The sequence below is a fragment of the Collinsella intestinalis genome (genome assembly GCF_902364775.2).
In the GTDB taxonomy this organism is placed as follows: Bacteria; Actinomycetota; Coriobacteriia; order Coriobacteriales; family Coriobacteriaceae; genus Collinsella.
The window spans coordinates 290,440-314,665 of record NZ_CABJEU020000001.1 but is presented as its reverse complement, the minus strand read 5'-3'; the positions used below and the strand labels follow the sequence as shown (position 1 = coordinate 314,665).

Here is a 24,226-nt window from a genome sequence, read left to right as displayed (position 1 = left end):
CTGGGGCCCTGTCCGCATCGCGACATTGCAAACCCCATCGCAATGTGCGCAATTTGTACCTGGCACCAATTGAGACGTGGCGCCGGCTGAGGCTACTCCTTGAAGAGATAGCCGACGCCGCGAACGGTGGTGATATGCGCGGCGATAAGGGGGCCGACCTTGCTGCGGATACGGCGGATGTGGACGTCCACGGTACGGGTGCCGCCGCAGTACTCGAAGCCCCATACGCGATGCAACAGGACCTCTCGGCTGTACGCGCGATTGGGATGCGTGGCCAAAAAGCTCAGCAGCGAATACTCCATGAGCGTGAGGTCGACAGGCTCGCCATCGAGCGATACCTGGTAGGTGGCAAGGTTGATGGTGAGGTTATCCACGGTGAGCACTTCATCGACCGGAGCAGCCTCGCACTCGCCCAAAAGCTGGCGTGCGCGGACCTCAAGCTCGGCCTCTCCCGCACCCGAACAGATGAAATCGGCACGGACCTGGGAGGGAAGGCGCATCTCGGCGATATCTTCCTCGTCGACAACCAGCAGCATGGGCGCGCCGCCGCGCGATTCGAGCCACTTGGCCATGGCGTCCACACGATCGGGGCGAACGCCGTCGGCGTCGAGAACCAACAGGTCGAAGTCGTGCGCCGCGGCAGGCGAATCGGGCGTGGCAACGTGCACCTCGACGCCGAGAGACGTCGAGAGCGTCCTGATGAAGTCATGCAGCCGCGTTGTGCGGGCCATGAACAGCACTGTCTTTTCCGCCATGAGCTCACCTCCGTAGGCGTCATCTTATCAAAACGGCGTGCGCCTCGAATCGCACGGGATGCTTACGAGTTGGCCAGGTAGTGCCTGAGCTCCCACTCGGTGACCGTCGAATTGAAACGCTCCCATTCCGCGCGCTTCTTCTTGAGGAAGAACGAGTGGATGTGCTCACCCAGGGCGTCCTTCATGAAATCGGAGCTCTCGAACACATCAAGCGCCTCGTCGAGATTGCTCGGCAGGGGCTCGATGCCGCGGGCGCGCAACTCGGACTCCGGCAAGCGCAGCAGCTCGGAGGTTGCCTCCTCGGGCAGTTCGAGCCCGCGCTTGATACCGTCCAGGCCAGCGGCAAGCGTCACCGTGTTCACCAGATACGGGTTTGCCATCGGGTCGGGGCTGCGGAGCTCGATACGGGCCGCAGCCTGCTTACCGGGCTTGTAGATGGGCACGCGGATCATGGCGGCGCGGTTGCGCATGCCCCAGGTGGCAAAGCGCGGGCCGTTGCCCGCACCGGCGGACAGGCGCTTGTAGGAGTTCACCGTGGGGTTGGTGATGGCGCTGATCTCGGACGCATGGGCGAGGATGCCGGCCATGTAGCTCTTAGCGATCGGCGACAGGTGGTTTTGCGAATCGTCGCCCCAGAACACGTTGTTGCCCTCGCGGTCGAACAGCGACTGGTGCAAAAACATCGCCGAGGATGAGCCCTTGGCGATGGGCTTGGGCATGAAGCTCGCATGGATGCCGGCCTCGTAGGCGCACGTGCGGATCACGTGCTTGGCCGTCATGATCGCATCGGACATGGTGAGGGCCTCGGCATGGCGCATCGAGATACCGTGCTGCGAGTGTCCGGAGCTGTGGAAGGTGTACTCGATGGGGATGCTCATCTTCTCGAGCATGAGCACTGTGGAGCGGCGCAAGTCGCGGGCGGAGTCGGACGGCGAGAGGTCGAAATAGCCCACGGCGTCCAGCGGCTCGGGGGTGTGCTCGTCGGGGAAGTAGTAAAACTCCAGCTCGGCACCGACGTTCATGATGTAGCCGAGCTTTTCGGCACGATAGAACATGCGGCGCAGGCACTCTCGGGAATCGCCGGCGAACCGCTGGCGATCGGGGGTGCACACGTCGCAGAAAATGCGGGCCGCGCCGTCGTGCGTGGGACGCCAGGGCAGGATCTGGAAGGTCGAGGGGTCGGGGAAAGCCAGCATGTCCGCTTCGTCGGGCGTGGTGAAGCCCTCGATGGCCGAGCCATCGAAGCCGATGCCCTCCTCAAACGCGACCTCAAGGTCCTCCGGGCTGATGGCGAAGCTCTTGAGGCGGCCGAGCACATCGGTGAACCACAGGCGGATGAAGCGGATATCGCGCTCCTCGACGGTGCGCAGGACAAAGTCGATGTACTGCTGCTGATCCATTGCCAGACCTTTCACAAAGCACGGTTGTTGCGACTTCCCATAGTCGCACACGTATGTTTCAACGCGGTTACGCCTCATTTGGGGACAGGTACTAATTGGGACTTTCACCGCGGCCAAGCACGGGTCGCGCCGCCCGCCCTCCATGGGCCGAAATGGCTCATTTTGTACCTGTCCCCAATTGGCGTGCTAGGGGCGCTCGTCGAGGATGCCGGTACGGTAGGCCTCGAGCAGGGCCCGCAGGTCGCTGATCTGCTCGCGAATCTGCACGCCCGTGTCGGTGTCGCTCACCATGCGACGGCGCTCGGCCACATCGAAGCGGTCGGTCTCGCTCACGATATCGGCGTTGCGCGTGAGCACGGCCTCGACGCTCTCGAACGCCTGGTGCGCCTTGAGACGGCACCCGCGCGAGCTCGAGATGAGGGTGTAACCGGCAATCCCCGTCTTGGGGTGATACGCGCTGCAAAAACCGCCGTCGATCACAAGCAGGCGCCCGTTCGCGCGAATGGGCTGCTCGCCCTCGGCCGTGTGGACGGGCGTGTGCCCGTTCACGATATGCCCCGAACCCGCGGACACGCCGAACTCCGCCATGATGGCATCGCACGTCGCCTCGTCCTTGGTCAGCTCGAAATAGGGATCCATGGGCTCGGTCCAGCAATCCGGATCGTCAATGTAGGAGCGCTCGAAGGTCTTGACCAAACGGCCACTCGCCGGGGACTTCATGCCGATCCAGAGGTACCACATCCAGTCGAGCGAATCCTCGTCGCGCTCGCGCCAGGCACGACGCGCGATCTCATCGCAAAAGTCGAGGTAATCGCTGCCGCTGCGCCAGGTGCTCAGGCAGTTCATGCTCGAGAACGTGCCGTCCTCGTTCAGCGGGACGCAACCGTGGAACAGCAGGTTGTGATTGCGCACCAGGTACATGGAACCGTGGCTGTAGAGGAACTCGATATGGCGGCGCAGGTGGTCGGCGCTCGTGAACTCCGCCACGAGCTTCTCGACGATCCGCGCCTCCTCGGGCGTGAGCTCATAGGGATGCTCCGGGTCGAGCGTGGGGAAATCGCGCGTGGCGAGCTCGCGTACCGTGCCGTCGTACAGCTCGACGGTCCCCGCCTCGACGTCGATGCGCTCGAGCAGCAACCGGTCGTGCATGTCGAAGCTCCCGTGGCGCATGATGATCTGCCCCTCGAGCTTGAACAGCAAGACGTTCACGGCCTTCACCAGCGGTGTGAGCTTGGCAGCCAAACCGATCGCGCCATCGGGAACCGGCTCGTAGGTGCGCTCGGCAAACGCCACGAGCTCGCGCAGGGAGATGCCGTAGTCGTTTTCCAAGATCTCGAAATTGCCATAGCGCAAGTTATTGCGCAGGACCGTGATGATGCACGCGGGCTGACCGGCGGCCGCCCCCATCCACAGCAGGTCGTGATTGCCCCACTGGATGTCCAGCGAGTGGTACTCCATCAGGCGATCCATGATCTTGGAGGCCCCGCCGCCGCGGTCGAAGATATCGCCCACCAGATGCAGATGGTCGATGACCAAGCGCTTGATGAGATCGGACAGCGAGCAGATAAAGTCCTCGCCCGCATCGGTCTCCAGGATCGAAGCGATGATGCGCTCGTGATAGCGCACGCGGTAGTTGTTCTCATCGGGGTGCGTGTGCAGCAGCTCGTCGATGATGTAGGCGTAATCGCGCGGGATTGCCTTGCGGACCTTGGAGCGCGTGTAACGGCTGGACAGGGAGCGCGCCACCACTAGCAGGCGCTCGAGCATGACCTTGTACCAGCTCGGCGTCGCGATGTGTTGCAGATGCGCGAGCGCGAGCTTCTCATGCGGGTAGTAGATGAGAGTGCACAGGTCGCCCTTTTCCTCCTCGGAGAGCTCGTCGCCAAAGATATCGTCCACGTGCTCGCGCACCACGCCCGAGCAGTTGTTGAGGATATGCAAGAATGCCTCGTATTCACCGTGCAGGTCGCTCATGAAATGCTCGGTGCCCTTGGGCAGGTTGAGGATTGCCTGCAAGTTGATGATCTCGGTGAACACCGATTGCTGCGTGGGAAGTTGCTCCGAGAGCAGTCGCAGGTACTTGAGAGATTGGTCGGCGCGGGCGATCATGGCGCTGCGCCTCCTTTCTGCTGGACGGCAGACATGTGTTTTCAGATTACCACTCCCCGCCGATTCGCTCCCAAGGGCCAATCGGGGACAGGCGCGAAATTGCGCATGGACGCGAAAAAGCCCCCGCGATGAACGGGGGCTTTCGAGAGTTGTGCATATGACGCGGAGAAACGGCACTCCCAATGCGAGAGGGCCCGAGGTTCACCTCCCCCCAACCGAGATGTTCTTCGAAAGGCGGTCGGCAATGGAATCGGCACCCTCACAGGCCGGGCACGACGAGCGCTTGGAAGTCGCGCAGCTCGTGCATGATCCACCGCATGACCCGGCGCTCGCGCAATCGCCGCACGTGCCCTTTTTACGCACGCGAACAACCACAAGAACAAATGCAATTGCAATAATACTCAGAATTATGAAATCTATGGGTCCCATTATGCATTATTTCCTTTACGCGTTGAGTTCATGAAATCAAAATGTCGACTTTTGGCAACTTCATTCTCGCCAACGCGATCATATTCCCCGGCGAACGCGGCAAAACACGAGATTCGCCCCTCGTAAAATGCCCCGCTACTCCCGAACCTCGATTTGATGTTACCAAAAGTCGACTGAATGACATCGGGACCTCGACGCTCGGCGCGCCTAGTTCCCCATCGCAGGTTGAGCGGCGGAATCTGCTGCTTCATCGTCCCAGGCATAGCTCGGCATGGGGCGCAGCAGCTGGAAGACGATCGCAACCGCGAACGCCGCCGCAACGATGGTCCACACGCTGAACACGCCCTGGGCGGCCAAGTAAAACTGGTTGATCATGAGACCGACCACCCAAGCGAAGCCGCACTCGTAGGCCAGCGCGATGGCCGTCCACTTGCCCGAATTCATCTGGGCTCGAATGGTGCCCATGGCCGCAAAGCACGGCGCGCACAGCAGGTTGAAGGCACCGAACGCGGCGATGGCGCCGGCGCTGGGGAACAGCGCTGCGAACGCGGCCCACAGGCTCGGATCGGTCTCGGTGGCGTCCACCAGATGCAGCAGCGAGGCCGCGGTGGACATGACGTTCTCCTTGGCGACCAGGCCCGTGACGGACATCGCCGTGGCCTGCCAGGAATCAAAGCCCAGCGGCGCGAACATCCAGCTCACGGAACCGGCGACAGTCGCGAGCAGCGAGTAGTCGGTGAACTCCGAAGGCGTGCCCTCCATGGACGGAAGGTAGCCGAAGGAACCCTCGAACATGCCAAAGCTGGACAGGAACCACACGACGATGGTCGAGGCGAAAATGATGGTGAATGCCTTCTTGATATAGGCGCCCACGCGCTCCCACACATGCAGCGCCCAGCTGCGCAGAGACGGCATGTGGTAAGCGGGAAGCTCCATCACGAACGGCGTGGGACGGCCTGCGAACAGGCGGGTCTTCTTGAGCATGATGCCCGAGACGATGACCGCGAACACACCGAGGAAGTAGAACAGCGGGGCGATCCAGCTTGCCTCGGCATCGCCGATCAGCGCGCCCATGACCAGCGCAATGACCGGGAGCTTGGCGCCACAGGGAATGAACGTGGTGGTCATGACCGTCATGCGACGATCCTTCTCGTTCTCGATCGTCTTGGTGGCGAGCACGCCGGGAACACCGCAGCCCGTGGATACGAGCATGGGAATGAACGACTTGCCCGACAGGCCAAAGCGACGGAAGACGCGGTCCATGACGAACGCCACGCGCACCATGTAACCGCAGTCCTCGAGGAAGGACAGCAGCACGAACAGCACGAACATCTGCGGAATGAATCCAAGGACGGCGCCTACGCCGGCGACGATGCCGTCGCACACCAGGGAGATGACCATATCGGACGCGCCGGCGGCGGTGAGCCAGCCCTCAAAGAGCGCGGGGACGGACGGCATGGCGTTACCGAAGAACTCCCAGCCCTCACCGAAGAGATTGTCGTTCACCCAGTCGGTCATGGCGGTACCGAAGGTCGAAATGGCGAGGTAGTACACGGCGAACATGATGGCGGCGAAGATCGGCAGTCCGAGCCAGCGATTGGTCACGATGCGGTCGATCTTCTCGGAGGTGCTCATGCGAGCGGGGGCCCGGTGCAGGCTGCCGTCGACGATGTGCGCGATGAGGCCGTAACGCTCACCGGTGATGATCGACTCGGCGTCGTCGTCGCAATCGCGCTCGCACGCGGAGACGAGCTCCTCCACGCGAGATGCGGCCTCGCGCGAAAGGTTGAGCTCGGCGGTCGCCTCGGCATCGCGCTCGAAGAGCTTAACGGCGAAGTAACGACGGCGAACAGGGTCAATGGAAGCCGGAATCAGGGCCTCGACCTGGTCGAGCACATCTTCGATCGAACGGTCGAATGTATGATGCGGACCCGCGGCGTCTGCGGCGGCGACGGTCTTTGCCGCGCCCCCCTTGACGCGCCCTGCGGCCTTGCGCGCCGCCGCGATGAGTCCATCGACGCCCTCGTTCTTGAGCGCCGAGATCATCACGACCGGACAACCCAGGCTCTTCTCGAGCGCGGCGATATCGATCTTGTCGCCATTCTTCTCAACCAGATCAGCCATGTTAAGCGCCACCACCACGGGCAGGCCCGTCTCGATGACCTGCAGCGCGAGATAGAGGTTGCGCTCCAGATTGGTGGCGTCGAGCACCTGAATCACGACGTCGGGCTCGCCGCCCATGAGGTAGTCGCGGCTCACGCGCTCCTCGGGGCTGTAGGGAGACAGCGAATAGATTCCGGGCAGGTCCGTGATGAGCACACCCTTGTCGCGCGACAGGGGCGCCTCCTTCTTCTCGACCGTGACGCCGGGCCAGTTGCCCACATAGCCGTTGGCACCGGTGATCAGGTTGAACAGTGTCGTCTTGCCGCAATTGGGGTTACCGGCAAGCGCGATGTGCAGTATTGGATTCGCCATGCGATCCTTCTTTTCTCTTGGCTTTGAAACGTGCTCGTTGCTGAGTCGGGCCGCGATCGAAATGCCACCTGACATCTCATATATGTTAGATTCGGCTAACTCTACCTGTAGAAATATGCCCGTTGCGGCGCCTTAGGCGACCTCAACGATGGCGGCCTCCTCCTTGCGAATGGACAACTCATAGCCGCGTACGGTGATCTCGACCGGGTCACCCAGCGGAGCGACCTTCACGACCTTGAACGGCGTGCCCTTGATGAGGCCCAAATCCATGAGGTGACGACGCAGCGCACCTTCACCATGGAGCTTGACGATGGTGGCGCTCTCCCCCACCTTCACATCTGCCAGCGATTTCATGCTTCCCCCTTTCTGCAGATCAAAGAACACCCCATGTGTCCTCGCACCCCGGCCCACGCACGAACCATGCCGACACGACTCAGTGTGCCGACACCGCACCTCAGTGAACAACGAGCGGGTGCGCAGCTTTGCCTAGGCGGCCATGATGTGCTGCGCGACCTTGGAATCCAAGCCAAACCGCGCGCCCTTTACGAGCACGATGACGTTGGACGCCGAGGAGGAGACGACGTGCACCTCGGCACCGTCGACAAAGCCGATCTCCTGCAGATGGCGTTTCATGTCCTCGTTGCCGCGCACTCGGCAGACCGTGACAGTCTCGCCCGCGCGGAACAGAGACAGCGGCATAGCCGAACCATGTTTCTGCATGACAAAGCACCTCCTGTGGAATGTTCACCTATGTAAACTAACACAGTGCGAGCACATTATGTCTGAGAAGTTTGCCAAGCGCTACATTTTTCACGATACAGAAGCGGCCTCCCACCCGGTTCAGATAGGAGGCCGCTTCCCACGCGCTTGCCCCGAAAGCACAGCTGGGAGCTTCCTCCCGCTTGCTCCGAGACCCAAATGGGGGCCGCTTTTCTCTCGTCCACTCCGAAAGGACGACGTCCTAGCCCAGAAGGGACAGAAGACGGCGCTTGTTCTCAAGGAATCCCTCGGTCAACGCATATGCATTGCGCTCAGAACGCAAGCATTCGATACGCACCGAGCCAACAATGCCCGTCGGCTCACCTGCCTGCGGGTTTCCGCGCATGACGAACACTTCATCGGCGAGCGTAAGCGCCTCGTCGATGTCGTGGGTTACCACGAGCGCCGTGGTGCCCATGCGCTCCACGACGTCAAGGAACCACGTGTGCATGTCCGCCTTGGTAAAGGCGTCGAGTGCCGAGAACGGCTCATCGAGCAGCATGAAATCCTGCGAGAAAAGATAGCTCCGCAGCAAGGCGGCTCGCTGGCGCATACCGCCCGAAAGCTCACTTGGCCAGCGGCGCTCGGTGCCCTCCAAGCCGAAGACCCCAAAGAGCTCGGCTGCACGCGAGCGGGCCTCCTCAACCGGCACACCGCGCAGCACCAGAGGCAACGACACGTTGTCGATGATGCGCTTATGCTGCAAGAGCAGGTCTTTTTGCAGCATGTACGACAAGCGACCGGGACGACCGGTAATATCCTCGTCATCCAACAGCACACGGCCGGCGCGCGGCGACGCGAGGCCCGAGATCACATGAAACAACGTGGTCTTGCCGCACCCAGAGGGACCGAGCAGGCAGGCGATCTCACCGGACTCGACATCGAACGTCACGTCGCGAAGTACGTCGACCTCGCCGAACCCCTGTGAAATACCCTGTATCTCAAGCCGTGCCATCGCGATGAGCACCTTCCCGAACAAAGTGTACGTTTTGGGGATAGTTTCCCCTTATTTTTCGTGGCACGGACCCAAGCGGTCTCTTGCCAACTGGGGTTTTGCTGCGGCGATATTCCGACAACGCGCAAAACGCCGCAAAACCTTCCCCAAAACGTACACTTATATTTTTTGACACCCTGACTGACTAGTTTGCGCCTCGGTTAGCCCTGGAACTTATCGGTCATGCCCGCGCCGGGCTCGATCGGATCGGCGAAACCCTGGTCGCTCACCCACTCGAAGAAGGCGTCCCAACGCTTCTGGTCGATCTCGCCCCAAGTCTCGGCATCCGCCTGATACTGCTCGGCGAGGTAGGTCTGGCTCGCCACCACGAGCTCCTCCTCGAGCTCGGGTGCGGCCTTGAGCAGAACCTCGGCCGCGCCCTTCGGGTCGGCGATGCAATCCTCGTACCCGCGACGAGTGGCATCCATAAAGGCCTGGACCATTTCGGCGTCGTCCTCGATCACGCCGTTGTTTGCGATGATGACCGGCGTGTAGAAGTCAAAGACGGGATCGATATCGGCAAAGGCGAAGTAATTGGTATCGAGGCCCGCGAGCTTGCACTTCTCGCCCGCCCATGCCCAGTAGATCCAGATGGAGTCGACCTGATCGGTGGATAGCGCGGTCACCTCGTCGGTAACGGTAGAGGGGATCATCTCGACCTGGGAGAAGTCGCCACCGTCCGCCTCGACGCAATGCTCGATCATACCCTGCTCGATGGGCAGCTCCCACGTCGCGTAGGTGTGGCCGGCCATCTCGGCGGGGCTCGTGATGCCCTTGTCCTTCATGCTGATGATGCCGGAGGTGTTGTGCTGGATGATCGCGGCAACAGCGGTCACGGGCATCGGGTCGGAGCCAGAAACGTAGGAGGCCATGGTGTCCTGGAAGGTCACGCCGAACTCGGCGTCACCGGCGGCGACCAGGGCATCGGCGCCGTTCTCGGGAGCCTGGACGATTTCGACCTCGAGGCCGGCCTCCTTGTAGTAACCACGCTCGGCTGCGACATACACGCCGGTGTGGTTCGTGTTGGGGGTCCAGTCCAGGGCGAAGGTGACCTTGCGCAGCTTGGTATCGCCAGATGCGGCGGATCCGGCAGGCTTTTCGGCGCCGCCGCAACCGCTGAGCGCCGCGGCGCCGATCAGCCCGGCGCCTGCGACACCAGCACTCAACAGCGAACGGCGAGACAGCATGCGACCGGTCATCTTGGTGGTCATCGTGTTCTTATGCATGGATATCTCCTTTTTAACTGGGGGCAACGCCCCCGAACCTTGTATAAAATCCCCGGGGCACAGCCTATAGACAGCCCACAGGCCGCAGCCCGTATATGGCCCATAGATTCAACCTGCATGCAATCCATAGGTTCAACCTGCATGCAATCCGCAGGCTCAACCTGCAGGTGCTCGGATATGCGACACGGCTATCGCTCAGAGTCGCTCCGGCGCTCCCAAGGCATGGCGATGCGACGAACGGCGTCGACCGCCCACATGAGCACGAGGCTCAAGCCCGAGATCAAAAAGATCACCGCGAACATCTTGTCGAACGAATACGCCTTGCGCACGCGCGTCATGTACACACCAAGACCCGAAAATCCGCCGAGCCATTCCGCAATCACAGCGCCCACAATCGCGTAAGCGGCAGAGATCTTGAGCCCGGAAAAGAACTGCGGCATCGCGGCGGGCAGCTTCACGTGACGCAAAATCTGCAGGCGCGTGGCACCCATGGCACGCATGAGGTCGATCTCGTCGGGGTCGACGGAACGCAGACCCTCGAGCATTCCCACCGTGATGGGGAAGAACGTCGCCACCACGATGAGCACCACCTTGGGCAACATGCCGTAACCGAACCACAGCACCAAAAGCGGCGCGATGGCGACGGTCGGAATGGTCTGCGTAAGCACGACGATGGGATAGAACGCGCGGTAAAGCAGGTCGAAGCGGTCCATGGCGAGCGCCGCGATGAATCCGAGGGCGACACCGGCGGCAAGGCCCAGCCCGGCCTCGGCAAGCGAGGTCGCAGCGTGCCCGATGAGCAGAGGCCAATCCCCTACGAGCGCCTGCACCACGCGAATCGGACTCGGCAGCATGAACGGGGGCACGAGACCGGCCGAACATACCAGCTGCCAGATCGCCAGCAGCGCAAGAATCGTCAGCGGGGCGACGAGTCGCGACGTAACACGCGAAGAAGCGGGAACGTTACGCATCGTTCTCGTGGTACTTGGAAATCTTCTCCTCGGTGGTGAGGACGCCCTCCTCGGGTGCGAAGAAGATCTTGACGTAGGTTGCCACCTCGGGTGCACCGGCCTCGACGCAGATGCGGTTCACACCTGCCACGACCTCCATGCACAGGTCGTACTCGCCCTGAATGGTGGTCTCGAACGGACCAACGTAGGCGTCGGGGAACTTGGTCTGAATGTAGGCGATCGCCTCGTCGACGATGCGGCAGACCTCGTCGTTGCCGCCGACGCGCTGGGGCAGGACCTGAATCGCGACGCTTGCTTCCATGAGCTTCCTTTCCGAGGCCACAAAAAAGCGGGCCCCTCGTTTTCCGTAGGGGCCCGCTCTCACATCATGACGTCCGCCTATTTCAAAGCGTCCGCGTCGATCAAAGCAAGGCTGCTCGATCCCTACGCCGGCATTACCCGGATCAGGTTACGGGTCGAGCGAAGGTTCGCTCCTCTCAGCCGGGCCATTTCCCAGCTCCCCAATACGTCATTCAGTATACGGCAACGAGGATGCGCGTGCGGCACAATCACCGAAAAGCGCTACGGCGAAAAATAATGCCGGCGCCAATCACAGCGGCCATGAGCACGCACAGAACCGCAAGGTAAAGCATGAGGCCGTCGGGTGTCACGGTGTTCTCCAGAACGACGATGGACGTATGCAGCAACATCGAGGCCCCCTTTCGCCTGCCCGCACAAGCGCGAACGGCCGCGCGGGGAGTCGCCACCGGCGCGGGCCAATTCAGCAGTTTTAACATACCGCGCAGGTATCAGGACCAGGTAAACAGCCGGTCAGCATAAGAAAACGCCGCCCGCCAAAGCGGACGGCGTCATGTTGATTTGCATGCAGGCTCGCAACCCAAGCCTTAATTCAGAACCTCAATTTAGGGACTGTCCCTAAATTGAGGTCGTGGACTGCAAGGCCACTTACTCCAGGCGCAGGCCAACTTCCTTGAGCTGAGCCATGCTCACCTCGGACGGCGCGGCGGACATGAGGTCGCTGCCGCTGCTCGTCTTGGGGAACGCCATGACGTCGCGGATGGAGTCGGTGCCGGCCAGAAGCATGCACACACGGTCGAGGCCGAGCGCGAAGCCGCCCATGGGCGGAGCGCCGAACTCGAGGGCCTCCATGAGGAAGCCGAACTGGGCGCGGGCGCGCTCCTCGGAAAAGCCCATGAACTCGAGCATCTTGAGCTGGAGCTCGGCGTCGTGGATGCGCATGCCGCCACCGCCGGCCTCGAAGCCATCCATGACAAAGTCGTAGGTGCACGAACCCATCCTGAGCGGATCCTCATCGAGCAGGTGCAGCTCGTCGAGATGCGGCAGGGTGAAGGGCTGGTGCTCGGCCTCGTAGCGCTGACCCTCCTCATCCCAATGGAACAGCGGGAAGTTCACGACCCAGAGGAACTCGTGGCCCTCGCGCGGAACATTGAGCGCGTCGGCCATGTGCGAACGCATACCGCCGAGGATGCCGTTGGCCTCCAAGCGGGGACCGGCGGCGAACATGACGAGGTCACCGGGCTCGACGTCGCAACGACGACGCAGCTCCTCCATCTCCTCGTCGGTGAAGAATTTCACGATCGGGCTGTTCACGGAGCCGTCCTCACGGAAGGCAATCCAGGCGAGGCCCTTGGCGCCGAAGGTCGCGGCGACCTTGGCAAGCTTGTCGATCTGAGCACGGGGCCAGGCGCCGGCGCCCTTGGCGTTGATGGCCTTGACCACATGGCCCTCGGTGGTTGCAGCGCTTGCGAACACCTTGAACGCGGACTCGGTGAACACGTCGGTCAGGTCGACGAGTTCCATGCCGTAACGGGTGTCGGGCTTATCGGAGCCATAGGTGTCCATGGCATCCCAGTAGGACAGGCGACACAGCGGCGTGGGCATCTCCACACCCACGCGGGCGAAGGCGTCGGACAGCACGTCCTCGAGCTGGGCCATGACGTCGTCCTGCTCGACAAAGCTCATCTCGATGTCGACCTGGGTGAACTCGGGCTGGCGGTCGGCGCGCAGATCCTCGTCACGGAAGCACTTGGCAACCTGGTAGTAGCGCTCGACGCCGCCGACCATGAGAAGCTGCTTGAGCAGCTGCGGGGACTGCGGCAGGGCGTAGAAGCTGCCGGGCTGCAGGCGGCTCGGCACCACGAAGTCGCGCGCACCTTCGGGCGTGGACTTGAACAGGGCCGGTGTCTCGACCTCGGTAAAGGCGCGGTCGTGCAGCGCGGAGCGGATGGCAAAGGTGAAGTCGGAGCGCAGGCGAAGGCGAGCGGCCATCTCGGGACGGCGGAGGTCCAGGTAGCGATAGCGCAGGCGCGTGTCCTCGGCGGTCTCGATGCCGTCCTCGATCTGGAACGGCGGGGTCTTGGAGCGGTTGAGCACGGTGGCGTGGTCGATGAGGACCTCGATCTCGCCGGTTGCGAGCTTGGGGTTCACCGCGTCCTCGCCACGGTAGCGCACGACGCCGTGCACGCAGATGGGCCACTCGGGACGCATGGTCTCGGCGATCTTGAAGGCATCGCCATCGGAATGCTCGGGGTCGAAGTTGATCTGCGTGATACCCTCGCGATCACGCAGGTCGCAGAAGATCAGGCCGCCGTGGTCGCGGCGACGGCTCACCCAACCGGTGAGGGTAACCTCCTCGCCGATGTTGGCGGCGCGAAGCTCACCGCAGGTGTGGGTGTGCATGCAGTGCATGTTGGCGGGGTTGGTGGCAGGCGTCTCGGCCATAAGCCCTCCTCGTGATCTGTGCCGCCCCGTGCCGTAAGCGGGCGACTGGTGTACAGACTGCCGTGGCGCGTAGACAGCGCGGCTCGGCATATCGCGCGCACGCCGAAACTCGGCACCCGCAGCGCGATAACTCACTAGGATAGCGGAAAGCCGGGCACTTTATCATAGAAGAGCGCCCGGCTTACGTTGTCTTAACAGGTTCGCAACCCGAACTCGGCACGAACTCGCCTACAGCTAGAGGCCCACGGCTTTGGTCGCCACGACTCTACCTATGCATCCCTCGGCTTTGCCTTTGCCTCCCCGGATTTTGCCTATGAAAAAATGCCGCTCAGGACCCCTGAACGGCATAATTCCATAGGCAATGTGAAGCAGGTGGCCTGCGAGGGCAACGGGTCCGCGGAGCCAACGTGCACCTGTGAGGGCAACGGGCCCGCGAAACCAGCACGTGCACCTGCGAGGGCAACGGGTCCGTGAAGCCAGCACGCACCTGCGAAGGCGACAGACCTTACCCGGTGTTCTGCAGACCGGCGGAGACGCCGGTGACGGTCTCCAGAACCAGGCTCATGAACTCGGCCTTGGCCTCCTCGGACAGCTCGTCCTGGTTGGCGCGAACCTCGCGCAGCGCGCGAACCTGCGCGAGCGACAGCGCGTCCACGAACGGGTTGCGCACACGCACGGCCTGACCGAGCACGCGACGATGCTCGAGCGGCCACGCGTCGCCCACGATGCGCAGCACCCAGGAACGCGTGAGCATCATCTCGTCAAAGACCTTGTCGGCCAGGTCGGCGCGATCGCCGAGCGCAAGATACATCTTGGCGATGCGGTTGTCCGTCTTGGCGATCGACATCTCGATGTTGTCGATGAACGTGTTGAACAGCGGCCACTCGCGGTAGGCGCGCTGCAAAAGCTCCAAGTCGCCCAGCTTCTCGCAGGCGGTGCCCAGGCCGTACCACGCGGCCAAGTTGATGCGGGCCTGGCTCCAGGAGAACACCCACGGGATCGTGCGCAGGTCGTCGAGGGACTTGGCGCCCAAGCCTCGCTTGGCCGGACGGCTGCCGATGGGTAGCAGGCCGACCTCGGTCAGCGGCGTCACGCAGGAGAACCACGGCGTGAACTCCTCGGTGTTCAGCAGGTCGAGGTAGCGCTCATGACTGGCCTCGTTCAGCGTGGCGGCCATCTCGGCATAGCGCGCGGTCATCTCGGTGTTCGTACGCTCCACGGAAGGCGCGGAGTTGAGCAGGGTCGCCGCGGCAACGGACTCCACATGGCGCTGCGCCAGCGCAGGATTGCCATAGCGGGCAAAGATAACCTCGCCCTGCTCCGTGACCTTGAAGAAGCAGTTGACCGAGCCGGCGGGCTGGGCGAGCACCGCGCGGTTGGCGGGACCGCCGCCACGGCCAACGGCGCCGCCGCGGCCGTGCATGAGCACCAGGTCGATATCGTGCTTCTCGGCCCACGCGACAATCCGCTCCTCGGCGGAGTGCAGGGCGAGCGTGGCGGTAGTGGGGCCAGCGTCCTTGGAGGAGTCGGAGTAGCCGAGCATGACCTCCATGCGACGACCGGACTCGGCAAGGCGCTTCTGCACCGCGGGGATGGCGAGCATCTCCTCGAGCACGTCGACGCAGCCCTCGAGGTCCTCGAGCTGCTCGAACAGCGGGATCACGTCGAGGGTCGGGACGTCCTCGGCATGCGCGAACGCCAGGTTCGCGAGCTCATAGACATCGGCCACGTGGCTCGCGCTCTTGGTGAACGAAATGATGTAGCGACGGGCCATCTTCTGGCCGAAGCGCTTCTGGATGGACCCGATGGCACGGAACGTGTCGAGCACCTCGCGCGTCATGGGGGCGAGCTCGCCGTGAATACCGTGCTCGCGGATATCGGCGAGCGCGCGGCTGTGGACCACGGAGTGCTGACGGAACTCCATTTCCACCATGTGGAAGCCGAAGGTCTCGACCTGCCATATGAGGGTCTGGACCGGGCCGTACGCGGCGCGTCGGGCACCCGCGGCGGCCAGTGAGCGCTGGACCACGCGCAGGTCCTCGAGGAACTCCTCGGCGGTGCGGTACATGGTGTCGGCGTTGCGCGTCACCGTGGCGTCCAGGCGGGCGGCCATCACGAGCATCACGGCGCGATGCGGCTCAGAGTTGGAGATCTCGCGGGCGCGCTCGGTGAGCACCTCGCTCATCTCGACCTGATGGCTCCACAGGTTGAGCAGCTCATCCGAGGGCTGCGTATGCGCTGCCTCGAGCGTGAGGTTGCGACCCACGCGACGGCACTTGTCCGCGAGCTTGGAAATCATGTGGGTGGCGTACTTGGCGGCCACCTGACGGCTCACCTTGGCGGTGACGTTGGGGTTGCCGTCGCGGTCGGAGCCAATCCAGCTGCCGGGATGGAAGAACGCCGGGCACACGGGCGGGACCGTGCCCGCGACCTCGCCCAGGACCCAGTCGTCGAAGCGACGGTAGATCACGGGAATGGTGTCGAACAGCGTGCTGTCGAAGATGTCGATGATGGTGTCGGCTTCCTCGACGGGCGTGGGCTTCTTGAGGGCGATGGGGCTCGTGCGCACGAGGGCGTCGATCTCCTGCAGCATGTGGCGCTCGTTCTCCACCAGGTCGGAGCCGCCCATGTAGGGACGCTCCTCAAGCAGGCGGGCGATGCGGCGGATCTTGCCTTCGACGGCCTTGCGACGCGCCTCGGTGGGGTGTGCGGTAAAAACCGGGTGGAACTCCAGGCGGGAAAGCAGCTCGGTGGCCTTGGCGCCGCCGACCTCCTCGTTGAGTTGATGGAACGCCACGGTGAGGGCATTCGCAGGGTCGACCGCATCCTCGGTGGACACATTGCGCTCGCGCTCGCGCAGCTGTGCCACGCGATAGTTCTCCTCGGACAGGTTGGCGAGGTGGAAGAACGCGGTAAACGCGCGGACGATGACCTGGGCCTGATCCATGGGCAGGGCGTCGATGAGCGCCACAGCGTCGCGGAAGGCACATGCAGAGGGCGTGTCGCTCGCGGGCATGCCCTGGGCGTCCACGGCCTCGCCATCGGCCTCGGCGCCGGGGTCGCCGGCGTTGGCGCGGATCACGTTCATCATGAGCTCGTCGAAGACATCGAGCACCTTCGCGTCATACTCACGCAGGACGCGACGCTCGAGACGCAGGAACAGCGCGAGGTTGTCGCGGAGCTCGGCGGGGATGTCGATATCGGACAGGACCTCGACGGCGGCCGCCAGGTCGGTCAGGTCGATGCGGCGGGTGCCGGACATCACGTCGGCGACCATGTCACCGGTGATGAAGTCTCCGAGCCGCTGCTCTGCAGACGTATTCTCTGCCACGCTACCTCCTTAGATGCAGGCACGGACGCTCCCAGGGGGCCCGTGCGACCGCACTATTATAGGCGGGCAACGCGTCACCTACCACCTACTTTAGTCTGATAGAGTTCCTCTCCCGCTTTTCAACAAATAATCGGCAGGCGGCGTGTATGTCCCGACGGATGGGCGTACTCGCGCCAAAAAACGGCGGGGCACTCGCCCCGCCGCAACCATGCGATTCGACTTTCGCGCTACAGCCCCGTTTCGCGCTACAGCCCCGCGATGACCTCGGCAGCGCTGGCGCGCTCGATCAGGTTCTCCTCATGCGTGGCCATGTTGCGCAGCTTGACCTTACCGGCAGCCAACTCGTCGCCACCGACGATCACGATGTGCGAGGCGTTGAGCTTATCGGCGAGCTTGAACTGGGCCTTCAATGACTTGCCCTGGTAATCGCACTCGGTGCGGACCCCGCGACCGCGAAGCTCGAGCGCAAGCGCGAAGACCTCGTCCCTCAGATCGGCACCGGCGTTGGCAACGAACACGCAGCGATCGGCATCGCAATCCATCTCCTTGCCGAACGCCTCGAGGGCGAGCACGGCGCGCTCGAAGCCGACCGCAAAGCCAACGCCCGGCGTAGGCTTGCCGCCCTCGAGCTCAACCAGACCGTCATAACGGCCACCGCCGCCGATGGAGCCAACGCCCGCGCCCGGGGCCTCGACCTCGAAGACGGTGCGGGTGTAGTAGTCGAGGCCGCGGACGAGCGTGGGATCCTCGACGTAGGCGATACCCGCCGCGTCCAGATACTGCTTGACCTGCGCATAGTGCTCGCGACACTCGTCGCACAGAGAATCCGGCATGAGCGGGGCGCCCTGCATGATCTCGTGGCAATGCGGGTTCTTGCAGTCGAAGGCGCGCAGCGGGTTGAGCTCCGCGCGCTCGCGGCACTCGTCGCACATCTCATCCTCATGGTCGAGGATGAACTGGCGCACGGCCTCGCGATATGCGGGGCGGCACGCCGGGTCGCCCATGGAGTTGATCAGCAGGCGAAGCTGGGAGAGGTCGAATCCAAGACGCTCGTAGAAACGCATGAGCATGATGATGCACTCGGCGTCGGCCGCGGGGTCGGGCGCGCCCAACCACTCGATGCCGACCTGGTGGAACTGGCGCAAACGCCCCTTCTGGGGACGCTCGCCGCGGAACATCGCCTCGGCGTACCACGCCTTGAACGGAGCGGAGCCCTGCGGCACCAGGTTGTTCTCCACCACCGCGCGGACAACGCCAGCGGTTCCCTCGGGTCGCAGGGCGAGGCGCTGCTTGGCCTTGAGCTTCGCATCGGTGCCCTCCGCGAGGACGCGCTCGAAATTAGCGCCGGAAAAGACGCGGAACATCTCCTTGCGGACCACGTCGGTGGACTGGCCGATGCCGTGCACGAACACGTCGAGCTGCTCGATCGCCGGGGTCTCGATGGGCTCGAACCCAAACGGCCCGAACACCTCCGCTGCAACCTGCTGCATCCTCTGCCAGGCGCGCATGTCGCGCCCGATGAGATCCTTGGTGCCCTCGGCCTTCTGTGCCTGCATGTGGCCTCTCCTTCGCATATCCCCCGGCATCCGCCGGGCGGTACATCGTCAATCTCTCCATTATAGGGGCAGATACGGATGTGCCCCGACATTTTCCACGCGTTATACTTCGTTTTGGCAAAGTGCGTCGCCGAACCTCGCCGCGACCCGCGCGCCGTCTTACGCTCAACTCCCGCACGTATGAAGGGGCAGGACATGCACCAGTTCCGCAACGATTACTCCGAGGGTGCCGCACCCGAAATGCTCGAGGCGCTCATCCGCACCAACGGCGAACAGGCGCCCGGCTACGGCACCGATTCGCACTGCGAGCACGCCGCTGAGCTGATTCGCGCGGCATGCGGCCAGTCCGATGCCTTCGTGCAGTTCATCCCCGGCGGCACCGCCGCCAACGCCGTGTGCATCTCCGCCTTCACCGAGGACTTCGAGGGCCCGATCCTCGCCGCCGATGCGCACCCTACCGCGCATGAGACCGGTGCGATCGAGGCCTGCGGCCGACGCATCCTCGCCACGAACGACGCCCTGGGCGTGCTGACCCCTGCCGAGGTTGAGCGCGTGTACCACGCCTCGATTGCCGGCGGCTGCCACTGCACGCGCCCGGCCATGCTCTACTTCTCCAACACCTCCGAGCTCGGCCACGTGTACACCCGCGCCGAGTTCGACGCGCTGTGCGATGTGGCCGAGGAACTCGATCTTGCCGTGTACGTCGACGGCGCGCGCATGGCCAGCGCACTCGCCGCGCCCGGCGGCGACCTCACCCTCGAGCACTTGGCCGCACGCGCCGATGCGTTCACGCTGGGCGGCACCAAAGCCGGCATGCTCTTTGGCGAGGCGCTCGTGGTGAGCCCGCGCTCCAAGCGCGGACGGCGTGCCATCGACCGCATCCCCTACCTCACAAAGCGCGGCGGACACATGACCGCCAAGGGGCGCCTCATGGGCGTGCAGTACACCGCGGCATTCACGCGCGGCGAAGACGGGTCGCTGCCCTATTTCGCCCACGCTGCAAGTGCGAACGAATGCGCTTGCATGCTCGCCCACGGCCTTGAGGACGCAGGGTTCGAGCCGCACGTGCACACCAACGGCAACCAGCAGTTCTTCTGGTTTGACTCCGACGACGCCGTCCGCATCGTCGAGGCATGCGGTGCCGAGGTCACACCCGCTGTGGATCCCGCGGGTCGCGACCGCATCCTGCTGCGCTTCGTGACGAGCTGGGCATGCCGCCCCGAGCATGTCGATGAGCTGCTGGAGTTTGTCCGAGGATTGTAAAAACAACTGAGCGCGAGCGTTTCGGCCTCGCGCAACGCAAAAGATAGGCGCCCGGAGACGGGCGCCTTTTCTCATCTACTTCTTGGGGAACCACTTTCGCAGGAAGCTGAAGTGCGTCTCGGACAGCACGATCGACAGGAAGATCAGCACAAAACCGAAGATCAGCTTGCCGGTGAGCACCTCGCCCGCCATGAGGACGGAGAACAGCACGCCCGAGGGGCTCTCGAGCGAGAGCAGCAGCGAGCCAGTCGCCGGCGGCACGTGCGAAAGCGCCTGATTCTGCAGCAGCAGGCCGATGGTGGTGCACACCACGGCGAGGAACACGAGCTGGCCGATGATCTCGGGCGTCCACTGCTCGGCGGGGACGCGGGGCTCGAAGGCGGTGGTCGCCGCGAGCGAGAACAAGCCCACGAACAGGAACATCCACGAGGTCAGGACGCTGACGTCGCGCGTGCGGCCGATATGGCCCACAACCGCCATATCCACGGCGAAGAACACGGCGCCCACGAGCGTCATGAGGTCGCCCATCTGGATGCTGAAGTTGTCGAGCGCGACGAAGCCCACGCCCACCAGGCACAGCAGCGCAGAGGCGATATGCCACTTGGTGACGCGCTCCTTGAACAGGATGAGCGCGATGAACGGCACCAGGATGCAGTAGGTTCCGGTGAGGAACGCGTTCTTGCCCGGGGTGGTGTCGACCAGGCCGAGCGTCTGCGCGGCATAGGCCGACCAGATCACGCAACCCATGAGCACGCCGAACCCAAGGTACTCGCGGTTGAAATGAGCCTTGATGCGCTTGTGGAAGATGATGAACATGATGACCGCCGACAGCAGGAAACGGCAGGCCAAAAGCATGAACGTGGGGACCGTATCCAGCACGGTCTTCATGGTCAGGAAGGAATAGCCCCAGATGAGCGCCATCGCGACGAGCATGAGCTTCCAAAACAGCGGTGAGCGGGCGCCGGCGCCTCTAAGCTCACCCGGAGCGCGGTCCTCGGGCGGGACCGGCACGGCGTCCTTGCTTGCGAACGGATCGTTCTCCTCGATACCGGCAGTGGTCTTTGCCACCTGCTCCTCAATCACGGTCTTCAATTGAGCCCACGCCTCGCTTTCTCCCTCATAACGCACACCGGACCTGCAGGCACAGGCGTATTTCCAGGTGCCACCCTTATGCGCGCGCTTCATCGCGCGCACGTCCTCTATAGTTTTGACGGTGGTGATGTCATCCCCACGCTCGCGATCGATGCTGGTCATCCCGGCTCCCTCGCGCACCCGAGCGTGGTGTCCGCACCCCATAGGCGCCACTCGGCATCACATAGTTCTAGCGTCGGCCCCCCGACTTTAGAAACATTACCATACGCTTTACCTGCAGCTCAACGCACCACGCTAAAGCGCTGGCTCGATATATGTGAAAACGACGGGCCATCGTTCGCGCTGGAGCCGTGTGGCTAGGCGCAAACCTTAGCTCAGCATTCCGCGTATGTGACAGAGGTCTCGGGAAACGGCGTCACCGGAGGCTGGTCCGCACGGTGCTCGCCGATCATCTTTTCCATCCAAATCATGTTGTACCAACGGCCGCCCTTGAACCCACACTGGTAGAACTCCCCCACCAAGCGGTATCCCATATGCTCGTGAAAATGCTGGCTGTTGCGGGTAAGCGTCTCGTCGTCCTCGCCATCCGGCACGGCGATGCAGGCATACATGTTGAGAACGCCCTGCGCACGCAGCAGAAGTTCGAGCATGTCGTGCAGGGCGCGGCCGATCCCCTCGCCCGCGTGACCCTGCGCCACGTAAATCGAGGTCTCGACTGCCCAATCGTAGGCGGGCCTGCCCTTGAAGGTTCCCGTGTAGGCGTACCCCACCAGGCGCCCGTCGAGCTCGGCAACCAGATAGGGGTAGAACTCCATGGTCTTGCGCATGCGCTCGGCAAACTCCGCGGGCGTGGGCGGGACGTACTCGAAGGTGATCGCCGTCTCACGTACGTACGGCTCGTATATGGCAGCCAGCTCCTCGGCATCCTCGATGCGTGCCAGCCTAACCCTCACGTCTCCGCTCATGGCCGTCCCCTCTCAAATCGTTTTCGTCCATCTTATCCCAGGCGTCGCCCCCGCTGCCGACTGCCATACGCGGCCGACAAGGCGTGCCCATACGGAAAGGCCGGCATGGAAACCACGCCGGCCCTTTCGATGGGAGCAAGTTGTTACCGCGAATTAGGCGCGGCCGCAGGAGCCGAGGTTCTCCATACGAACCTTGACGATCTTGGTGATCTCGGCCATACCAGCCTGACCCGGGTTCTTGGGGTCGAAGTTGTTGGGGTTCTCAGCCATGTAGGCCATGTAGCCCTTGGTGTAGGCCTGACGCAGCTCGGTGGCGTAGTTCACCTTGCAGATGCCGTTCTTGACGGCCTCGGCGACCTGCTCGTCCGGCACACCGGAGGTGCCGTGCAGAACCAGCGGCACGTCGACGGCGGCACGGATGGCCTTCACGACGTCCTGGTCGATGTGGGGCTCCTCGGTGTACACGCCGTGAGCGGTGCCCACGCCGATGGCCAGAGAGGTGCAGCCGGTGCGCTCGACGAACTCCTTGGCCTCGACCGGGTCGGTGTAGGGGGACTCGCCCTCGACCTCGACGTCGTCCTCCTTGCCGCCAACCTTGCCGAGCTCAGCCTCGACCGGCACGCCCATGCAGGCGCCAGCGTCGGCAACGGACTTGGTGAGGGCGATGTTGTCCTCGAAGGACTCGTGGGAGCCATCGATCATGACGGAGGTGTAGCCAGTGCGAAGGGCCTTCATGCAGCGATCGTAGCCATCGCCGTGATCGAGGTGCAGGGCCACGGGCACGGAAGCGCGCTCAGCGGCGGCCTTGACCATACCGTAGAAGTAATCGAGACCGGTCTTCTTGATGGTGCCAGAGGTGGTCTGCATGATGACGGGGGACTTGGTCTCCTCGGCGGCGGCCAGGACGGCCATGACGAACTCGAGGTTCTCGACGTTGAAGGCGCCGACGGCGTAGTGGTTCTTCTGCGCGTCGAGCAGCATCTCCTTGGTGGTTACGAGCATGAGCGATCGCTCCCTTCTCGGCCCCGGTTCACCCGTGGGCACCTGCCATACCGCCGGCACCGATACCGACGTAATTGCTGCATCCATTGTACAAAAGCGGCAGCTCACGTGCTGCGCTATTCACGCAGGGTCGGCGCGTCCGCACATGCCCATCAGAAGAGAAACGAAAGATTCGCCCATCCTCGCGCATTTCGTCATATTTGCGTTCATGATGAAACGAAAGAGAAACAAACTCTTTTTGTTTCTCAAAAAGAAAATAATGCAAAATGGACTCAACACATTTTGCACACGATTGACGAGGGGGCTTCCATGTCCGCATCCGCATCCCGCACGTTCGCCGAGGAGCGTCGCACGGCCATCATGGATATGCTCGAGCACAGCGCCTCCGTGCAAGTCGCCGACATCGCGCGGGCTTTCGGCGTCTCGACCGTCACGGCCCGCGGCGACCTTGATGCGCTCGCCGCCGCCGGCAAACTCAGGCGCACGCACGGCGGGGCCGTCTCGCTGCACAAGACCCTGACCGTTTCGGTCCAAGACCAGCGCGTCAACGTGAATGTCGATGCCAAGCAGTCCATCGCTCGCGCCGCCCTTGAGCTGGTGCGCGATGGCGACACCGTGTTCGTCGATTCGGGCACCACGGCCCTCGAGTTCGTACGCATGCTGGACATGCGAACGGGCATCACGGTCATCACCGCAGATATCACCATCGCCGACTTCATCGACGAGAGCCTCCCCTCGGTCGATGTCATCATGCTCGGCGGCGAGCTCCGCAAGGGCCACCGGTACCTCTTTGGGCCGCTCACCATGGCGGCAATCGCCACCATTCACGCCGACCTCGCGGTGATCTGCCCGGGCGCATTCGTCGCAGGGCGCGGCTTTGTGACCGACTTCCCCCAAATGGCGGAAATTAAGCAGGCCGCGATGAGCGCCGCGAGCCATTCCGTCGCTCTCATGGACGCCAGCAAGCTCACCTCCCGCGGAACGTATTGTTTCGCCCCCATCCACGCGGTCGACCACATCGTCATCGATAAAGACGAAGAGGGCACCCTCTCGGATGCCCTCGACAAACTGCCGAACGACGCCAAGCGCCCTCAGCTTATAGTCACCACTGAACAGTAGCGGGTTTTCCAGGTGCCCGAGGTTGCCGTGAAAGAGGA

General features: G+C 63.2%; 19 protein-coding genes and 1 riboswitch. Of the genes, 2 read left to right on the top strand and 17 right to left on the bottom strand.

Going from position 1 to position 24,226, the window contains the following annotated elements:
* Positions 1-92: 92 nt before the first annotated feature.
* From FY258_RS01255 to hisS, 14 genes are all read right to left on the bottom strand, one after another.
* Positions 93-755 (bottom strand): response regulator transcription factor, encoded by a 663-nt coding sequence (locus FY258_RS01255; RefSeq protein WP_118102506.1) that lies wholly within the window; start codon positions 753-755, stop codon positions 93-95.
* A gap of 62 nt (positions 756-817) precedes the next feature.
* Positions 818-2,155 (bottom strand): glutamine synthetase family protein, encoded by a 1,338-nt coding sequence (locus tag FY258_RS01250; RefSeq protein WP_118102505.1) that lies wholly within the window; start codon positions 2,153-2,155, stop codon positions 818-820.
* A 186-nt stretch (positions 2,156-2,341) separates the two neighbouring features.
* The gene (locus tag FY258_RS01245) at positions 2,342-4,264 is read right to left on the bottom strand and encodes a fructose-1,6-bisphosphatase (protein ID WP_118102504.1); all 1,923 of its coding nucleotides are present in this window, start codon (positions 4,262-4,264) and stop codon (positions 2,342-2,344) included.
* 636 nt (positions 4,265-4,900) lie between these two features.
* Positions 4,901-7,168: a ferrous iron transport protein B gene (feoB, locus tag FY258_RS01240; protein ID WP_118102502.1), complete on the bottom strand. Its 2,268-nt coding sequence runs from the start codon at positions 7,166-7,168 to the stop codon at positions 4,901-4,903.
* Between the two features lie 132 nt (positions 7,169-7,300).
* Positions 7,301-7,522, bottom strand: a complete 222-nt coding sequence (locus tag FY258_RS01235) for a FeoA family protein (RefSeq protein WP_118102501.1) — start codon at positions 7,520-7,522, stop codon at positions 7,301-7,303.
* Between the two features lie 132 nt (positions 7,523-7,654).
* Positions 7,655-7,888, bottom strand: coding sequence for a FeoA family protein (locus tag FY258_RS01230; RefSeq protein WP_118102500.1), 234 nt, complete (start codon positions 7,886-7,888; stop codon positions 7,655-7,657).
* A gap of 241 nt (positions 7,889-8,129) precedes the next feature.
* Positions 8,130-8,882 (bottom strand): ABC transporter ATP-binding protein, encoded by a 753-nt coding sequence (locus FY258_RS01225; RefSeq protein ID WP_118103940.1) that lies wholly within the window; start codon positions 8,880-8,882, stop codon positions 8,130-8,132.
* Positions 8,883-9,082: 200 nt separating this feature from the next.
* Complete coding sequence (locus FY258_RS01220) at positions 9,083-10,147, bottom strand: ABC transporter substrate-binding protein (protein ID WP_259324392.1); 1,065 nt, start codon at positions 10,145-10,147, stop codon at positions 9,083-9,085.
* Between the two features lie 188 nt (positions 10,148-10,335).
* Positions 10,336-11,118, bottom strand: coding sequence for an ABC transporter permease (locus FY258_RS01215; protein WP_118102499.1), 783 nt, complete (start codon positions 11,116-11,118; stop codon positions 10,336-10,338).
* Complete coding sequence (locus FY258_RS01210; protein WP_118102498.1) at positions 11,111-11,419, bottom strand: thiamine-binding protein; 309 nt, start codon at positions 11,417-11,419, stop codon at positions 11,111-11,113. Before FY258_RS01210 ends, FY258_RS01215 begins: the two co-directional genes overlap by 8 nt.
* Positions 11,420-11,521: 102 nt before the next feature.
* Positions 11,522-11,631: riboswitch (TPP riboswitch) on the bottom strand.
* Positions 11,632-11,666: 35 nt separating this feature from the next.
* Positions 11,667-11,807, bottom strand: coding sequence for a hypothetical protein (locus FY258_RS01205; protein WP_182279357.1), 141 nt, complete (start codon positions 11,805-11,807; stop codon positions 11,667-11,669).
* A gap of 256 nt (positions 11,808-12,063) precedes the next feature.
* Positions 12,064-13,860: an aspartate--tRNA ligase gene (gene aspS, locus FY258_RS01200; RefSeq protein WP_118102497.1), complete on the bottom strand. Its 1,797-nt coding sequence runs from the start codon at positions 13,858-13,860 to the stop codon at positions 12,064-12,066.
* A 505-nt stretch (positions 13,861-14,365) separates the two neighbouring features.
* Positions 14,366-17,191, bottom strand: coding sequence for a phosphoenolpyruvate carboxylase (locus tag FY258_RS01195; RefSeq protein WP_118102496.1), 2,826 nt, complete (start codon positions 17,189-17,191; stop codon positions 14,366-14,368).
* A 245-nt stretch (positions 17,192-17,436) separates the two neighbouring features.
* Positions 17,437-18,747 carry a histidine--tRNA ligase gene (hisS, locus tag FY258_RS01190; RefSeq protein WP_118102495.1) on the bottom strand — a complete coding sequence of 437 codons (1,311 nt, stop codon included), beginning with the start codon at positions 18,745-18,747 and terminating at the stop codon, positions 17,437-17,439.
* A gap of 195 nt (positions 18,748-18,942) precedes the next feature.
* Here hisS and FY258_RS01185 point away from each other — a divergent pair, with 195 nt between their 5' ends.
* The gene (locus FY258_RS01185) at positions 18,943-20,010 is read left to right on the top strand and encodes a threonine aldolase family protein (protein ID WP_118102494.1); all 1,068 of its coding nucleotides are present in this window, start codon (positions 18,943-18,945) and stop codon (positions 20,008-20,010) included.
* A 75-nt stretch (positions 20,011-20,085) separates the two neighbouring features.
* Here the strand turns inward: FY258_RS01185 and FY258_RS01180 are convergent, their stop codons facing one another.
* The 3 genes from FY258_RS01180 to FY258_RS01170 all read right to left on the bottom strand — a co-directional run bounded on the left by FY258_RS01180 (position 20,086) and on the right by FY258_RS01170 (position 23,069).
* Entirely contained in the window at positions 20,086-21,264 is a 1,179-nt protein-coding gene (locus FY258_RS01180) for a DMT family transporter (protein ID WP_182279356.1), read from the bottom strand.
* A 212-nt stretch (positions 21,265-21,476) separates the two neighbouring features.
* Positions 21,477-22,067, bottom strand: a complete 591-nt coding sequence (locus FY258_RS01175) for a GNAT family N-acetyltransferase (RefSeq protein ID WP_118102493.1) — start codon at positions 22,065-22,067, stop codon at positions 21,477-21,479.
* Positions 22,068-22,220: 153 nt separating this feature from the next.
* Positions 22,221-23,069: a class II fructose-bisphosphate aldolase gene (locus FY258_RS01170; protein WP_118102492.1), complete on the bottom strand. Its 849-nt coding sequence runs from the start codon at positions 23,067-23,069 to the stop codon at positions 22,221-22,223.
* A gap of 309 nt (positions 23,070-23,378) precedes the next feature.
* Here FY258_RS01170 and FY258_RS01165 point away from each other — a divergent pair, with 309 nt between their 5' ends.
* Complete coding sequence (locus tag FY258_RS01165; protein ID WP_118102491.1) at positions 23,379-24,188, top strand: DeoR/GlpR family DNA-binding transcription regulator; 810 nt, start codon at positions 23,379-23,381, stop codon at positions 24,186-24,188.
* The last annotated feature ends 38 nt before the right edge of the window (positions 24,189-24,226 follow it).

Bases quoted from the DNA above. Each gene is read 5' to 3' on its own strand.
- FY258_RS01255 (WP_118102506.1), bottom strand. From the start codon at position 755: ATGGCGGAAAAGACAGTGCTGTTCATGGCCCGCACAACGCGGCTGCAT.
- FY258_RS01250 (WP_118102505.1), bottom strand. From the start codon at position 2,155: ATGGATCAGCAGCAGTACATCGACTTTGTCCTGCGCACCGTCGAGGAG.
- FY258_RS01245 (WP_118102504.1), bottom strand. From the start codon at position 4,264: ATGATCGCCCGCGCCGACCAATCTCTCAAGTACCTGCGACTGCTCTCG.
- feoB (WP_118102502.1), bottom strand. From the start codon at position 7,168: ATGGCGAATCCAATACTGCACATCGCGCTTGCCGGTAACCCCAATTGC.
- FY258_RS01235 (WP_118102501.1), bottom strand. From the start codon at position 7,522: ATGAAATCGCTGGCAGATGTGAAGGTGGGGGAGAGCGCCACCATCGTC.
- FY258_RS01230 (WP_118102500.1), bottom strand. From the start codon at position 7,888: ATGCAGAAACATGGTTCGGCTATGCCGCTGTCTCTGTTCCGCGCGGGC.
- FY258_RS01225 (WP_118103940.1), bottom strand. From the start codon at position 8,882: ATGGCACGGCTTGAGATACAGGGTATTTCACAGGGGTTCGGCGAGGTC.
- FY258_RS01220 (WP_259324392.1), bottom strand. From the start codon at position 10,147: ATGCATAAGAACACGATGACCACCAAGATGACCGGTCGCATGCTGTCT.
- FY258_RS01215 (WP_118102499.1), bottom strand. From the start codon at position 11,118: ATGCGTAACGTTCCCGCTTCTTCGCGTGTTACGTCGCGACTCGTCGCC.
- FY258_RS01210 (WP_118102498.1), bottom strand. From the start codon at position 11,419: ATGGAAGCAAGCGTCGCGATTCAGGTCCTGCCCCAGCGCGTCGGCGGC.
- FY258_RS01205 (WP_182279357.1), bottom strand. From the start codon at position 11,807: ATGTTGCTGCATACGTCCATCGTCGTTCTGGAGAACACCGTGACACCC.
- aspS (WP_118102497.1), bottom strand. From the start codon at position 13,860: ATGGCCGAGACGCCTGCCACCAACCCCGCCAACATGCACTGCATGCAC.
- hisS (WP_118102495.1), bottom strand. From the start codon at position 18,747: ATGCAGGCACAGAAGGCCGAGGGCACCAAGGATCTCATCGGGCGCGAC.
- FY258_RS01185 (WP_118102494.1), top strand. From the start codon at position 18,943: ATGCACCAGTTCCGCAACGATTACTCCGAGGGTGCCGCACCCGAAATG.
- FY258_RS01180 (WP_182279356.1), bottom strand. From the start codon at position 21,264: ATGACCAGCATCGATCGCGAGCGTGGGGATGACATCACCACCGTCAAA.
- FY258_RS01175 (WP_118102493.1), bottom strand. From the start codon at position 22,067: ATGAGCGGAGACGTGAGGGTTAGGCTGGCACGCATCGAGGATGCCGAG.
- FY258_RS01170 (WP_118102492.1), bottom strand. From the start codon at position 23,069: ATGCTCGTAACCACCAAGGAGATGCTGCTCGACGCGCAGAAGAACCAC.
- FY258_RS01165 (WP_118102491.1), top strand. From the start codon at position 23,379: ATGTCCGCATCCGCATCCCGCACGTTCGCCGAGGAGCGTCGCACGGCC.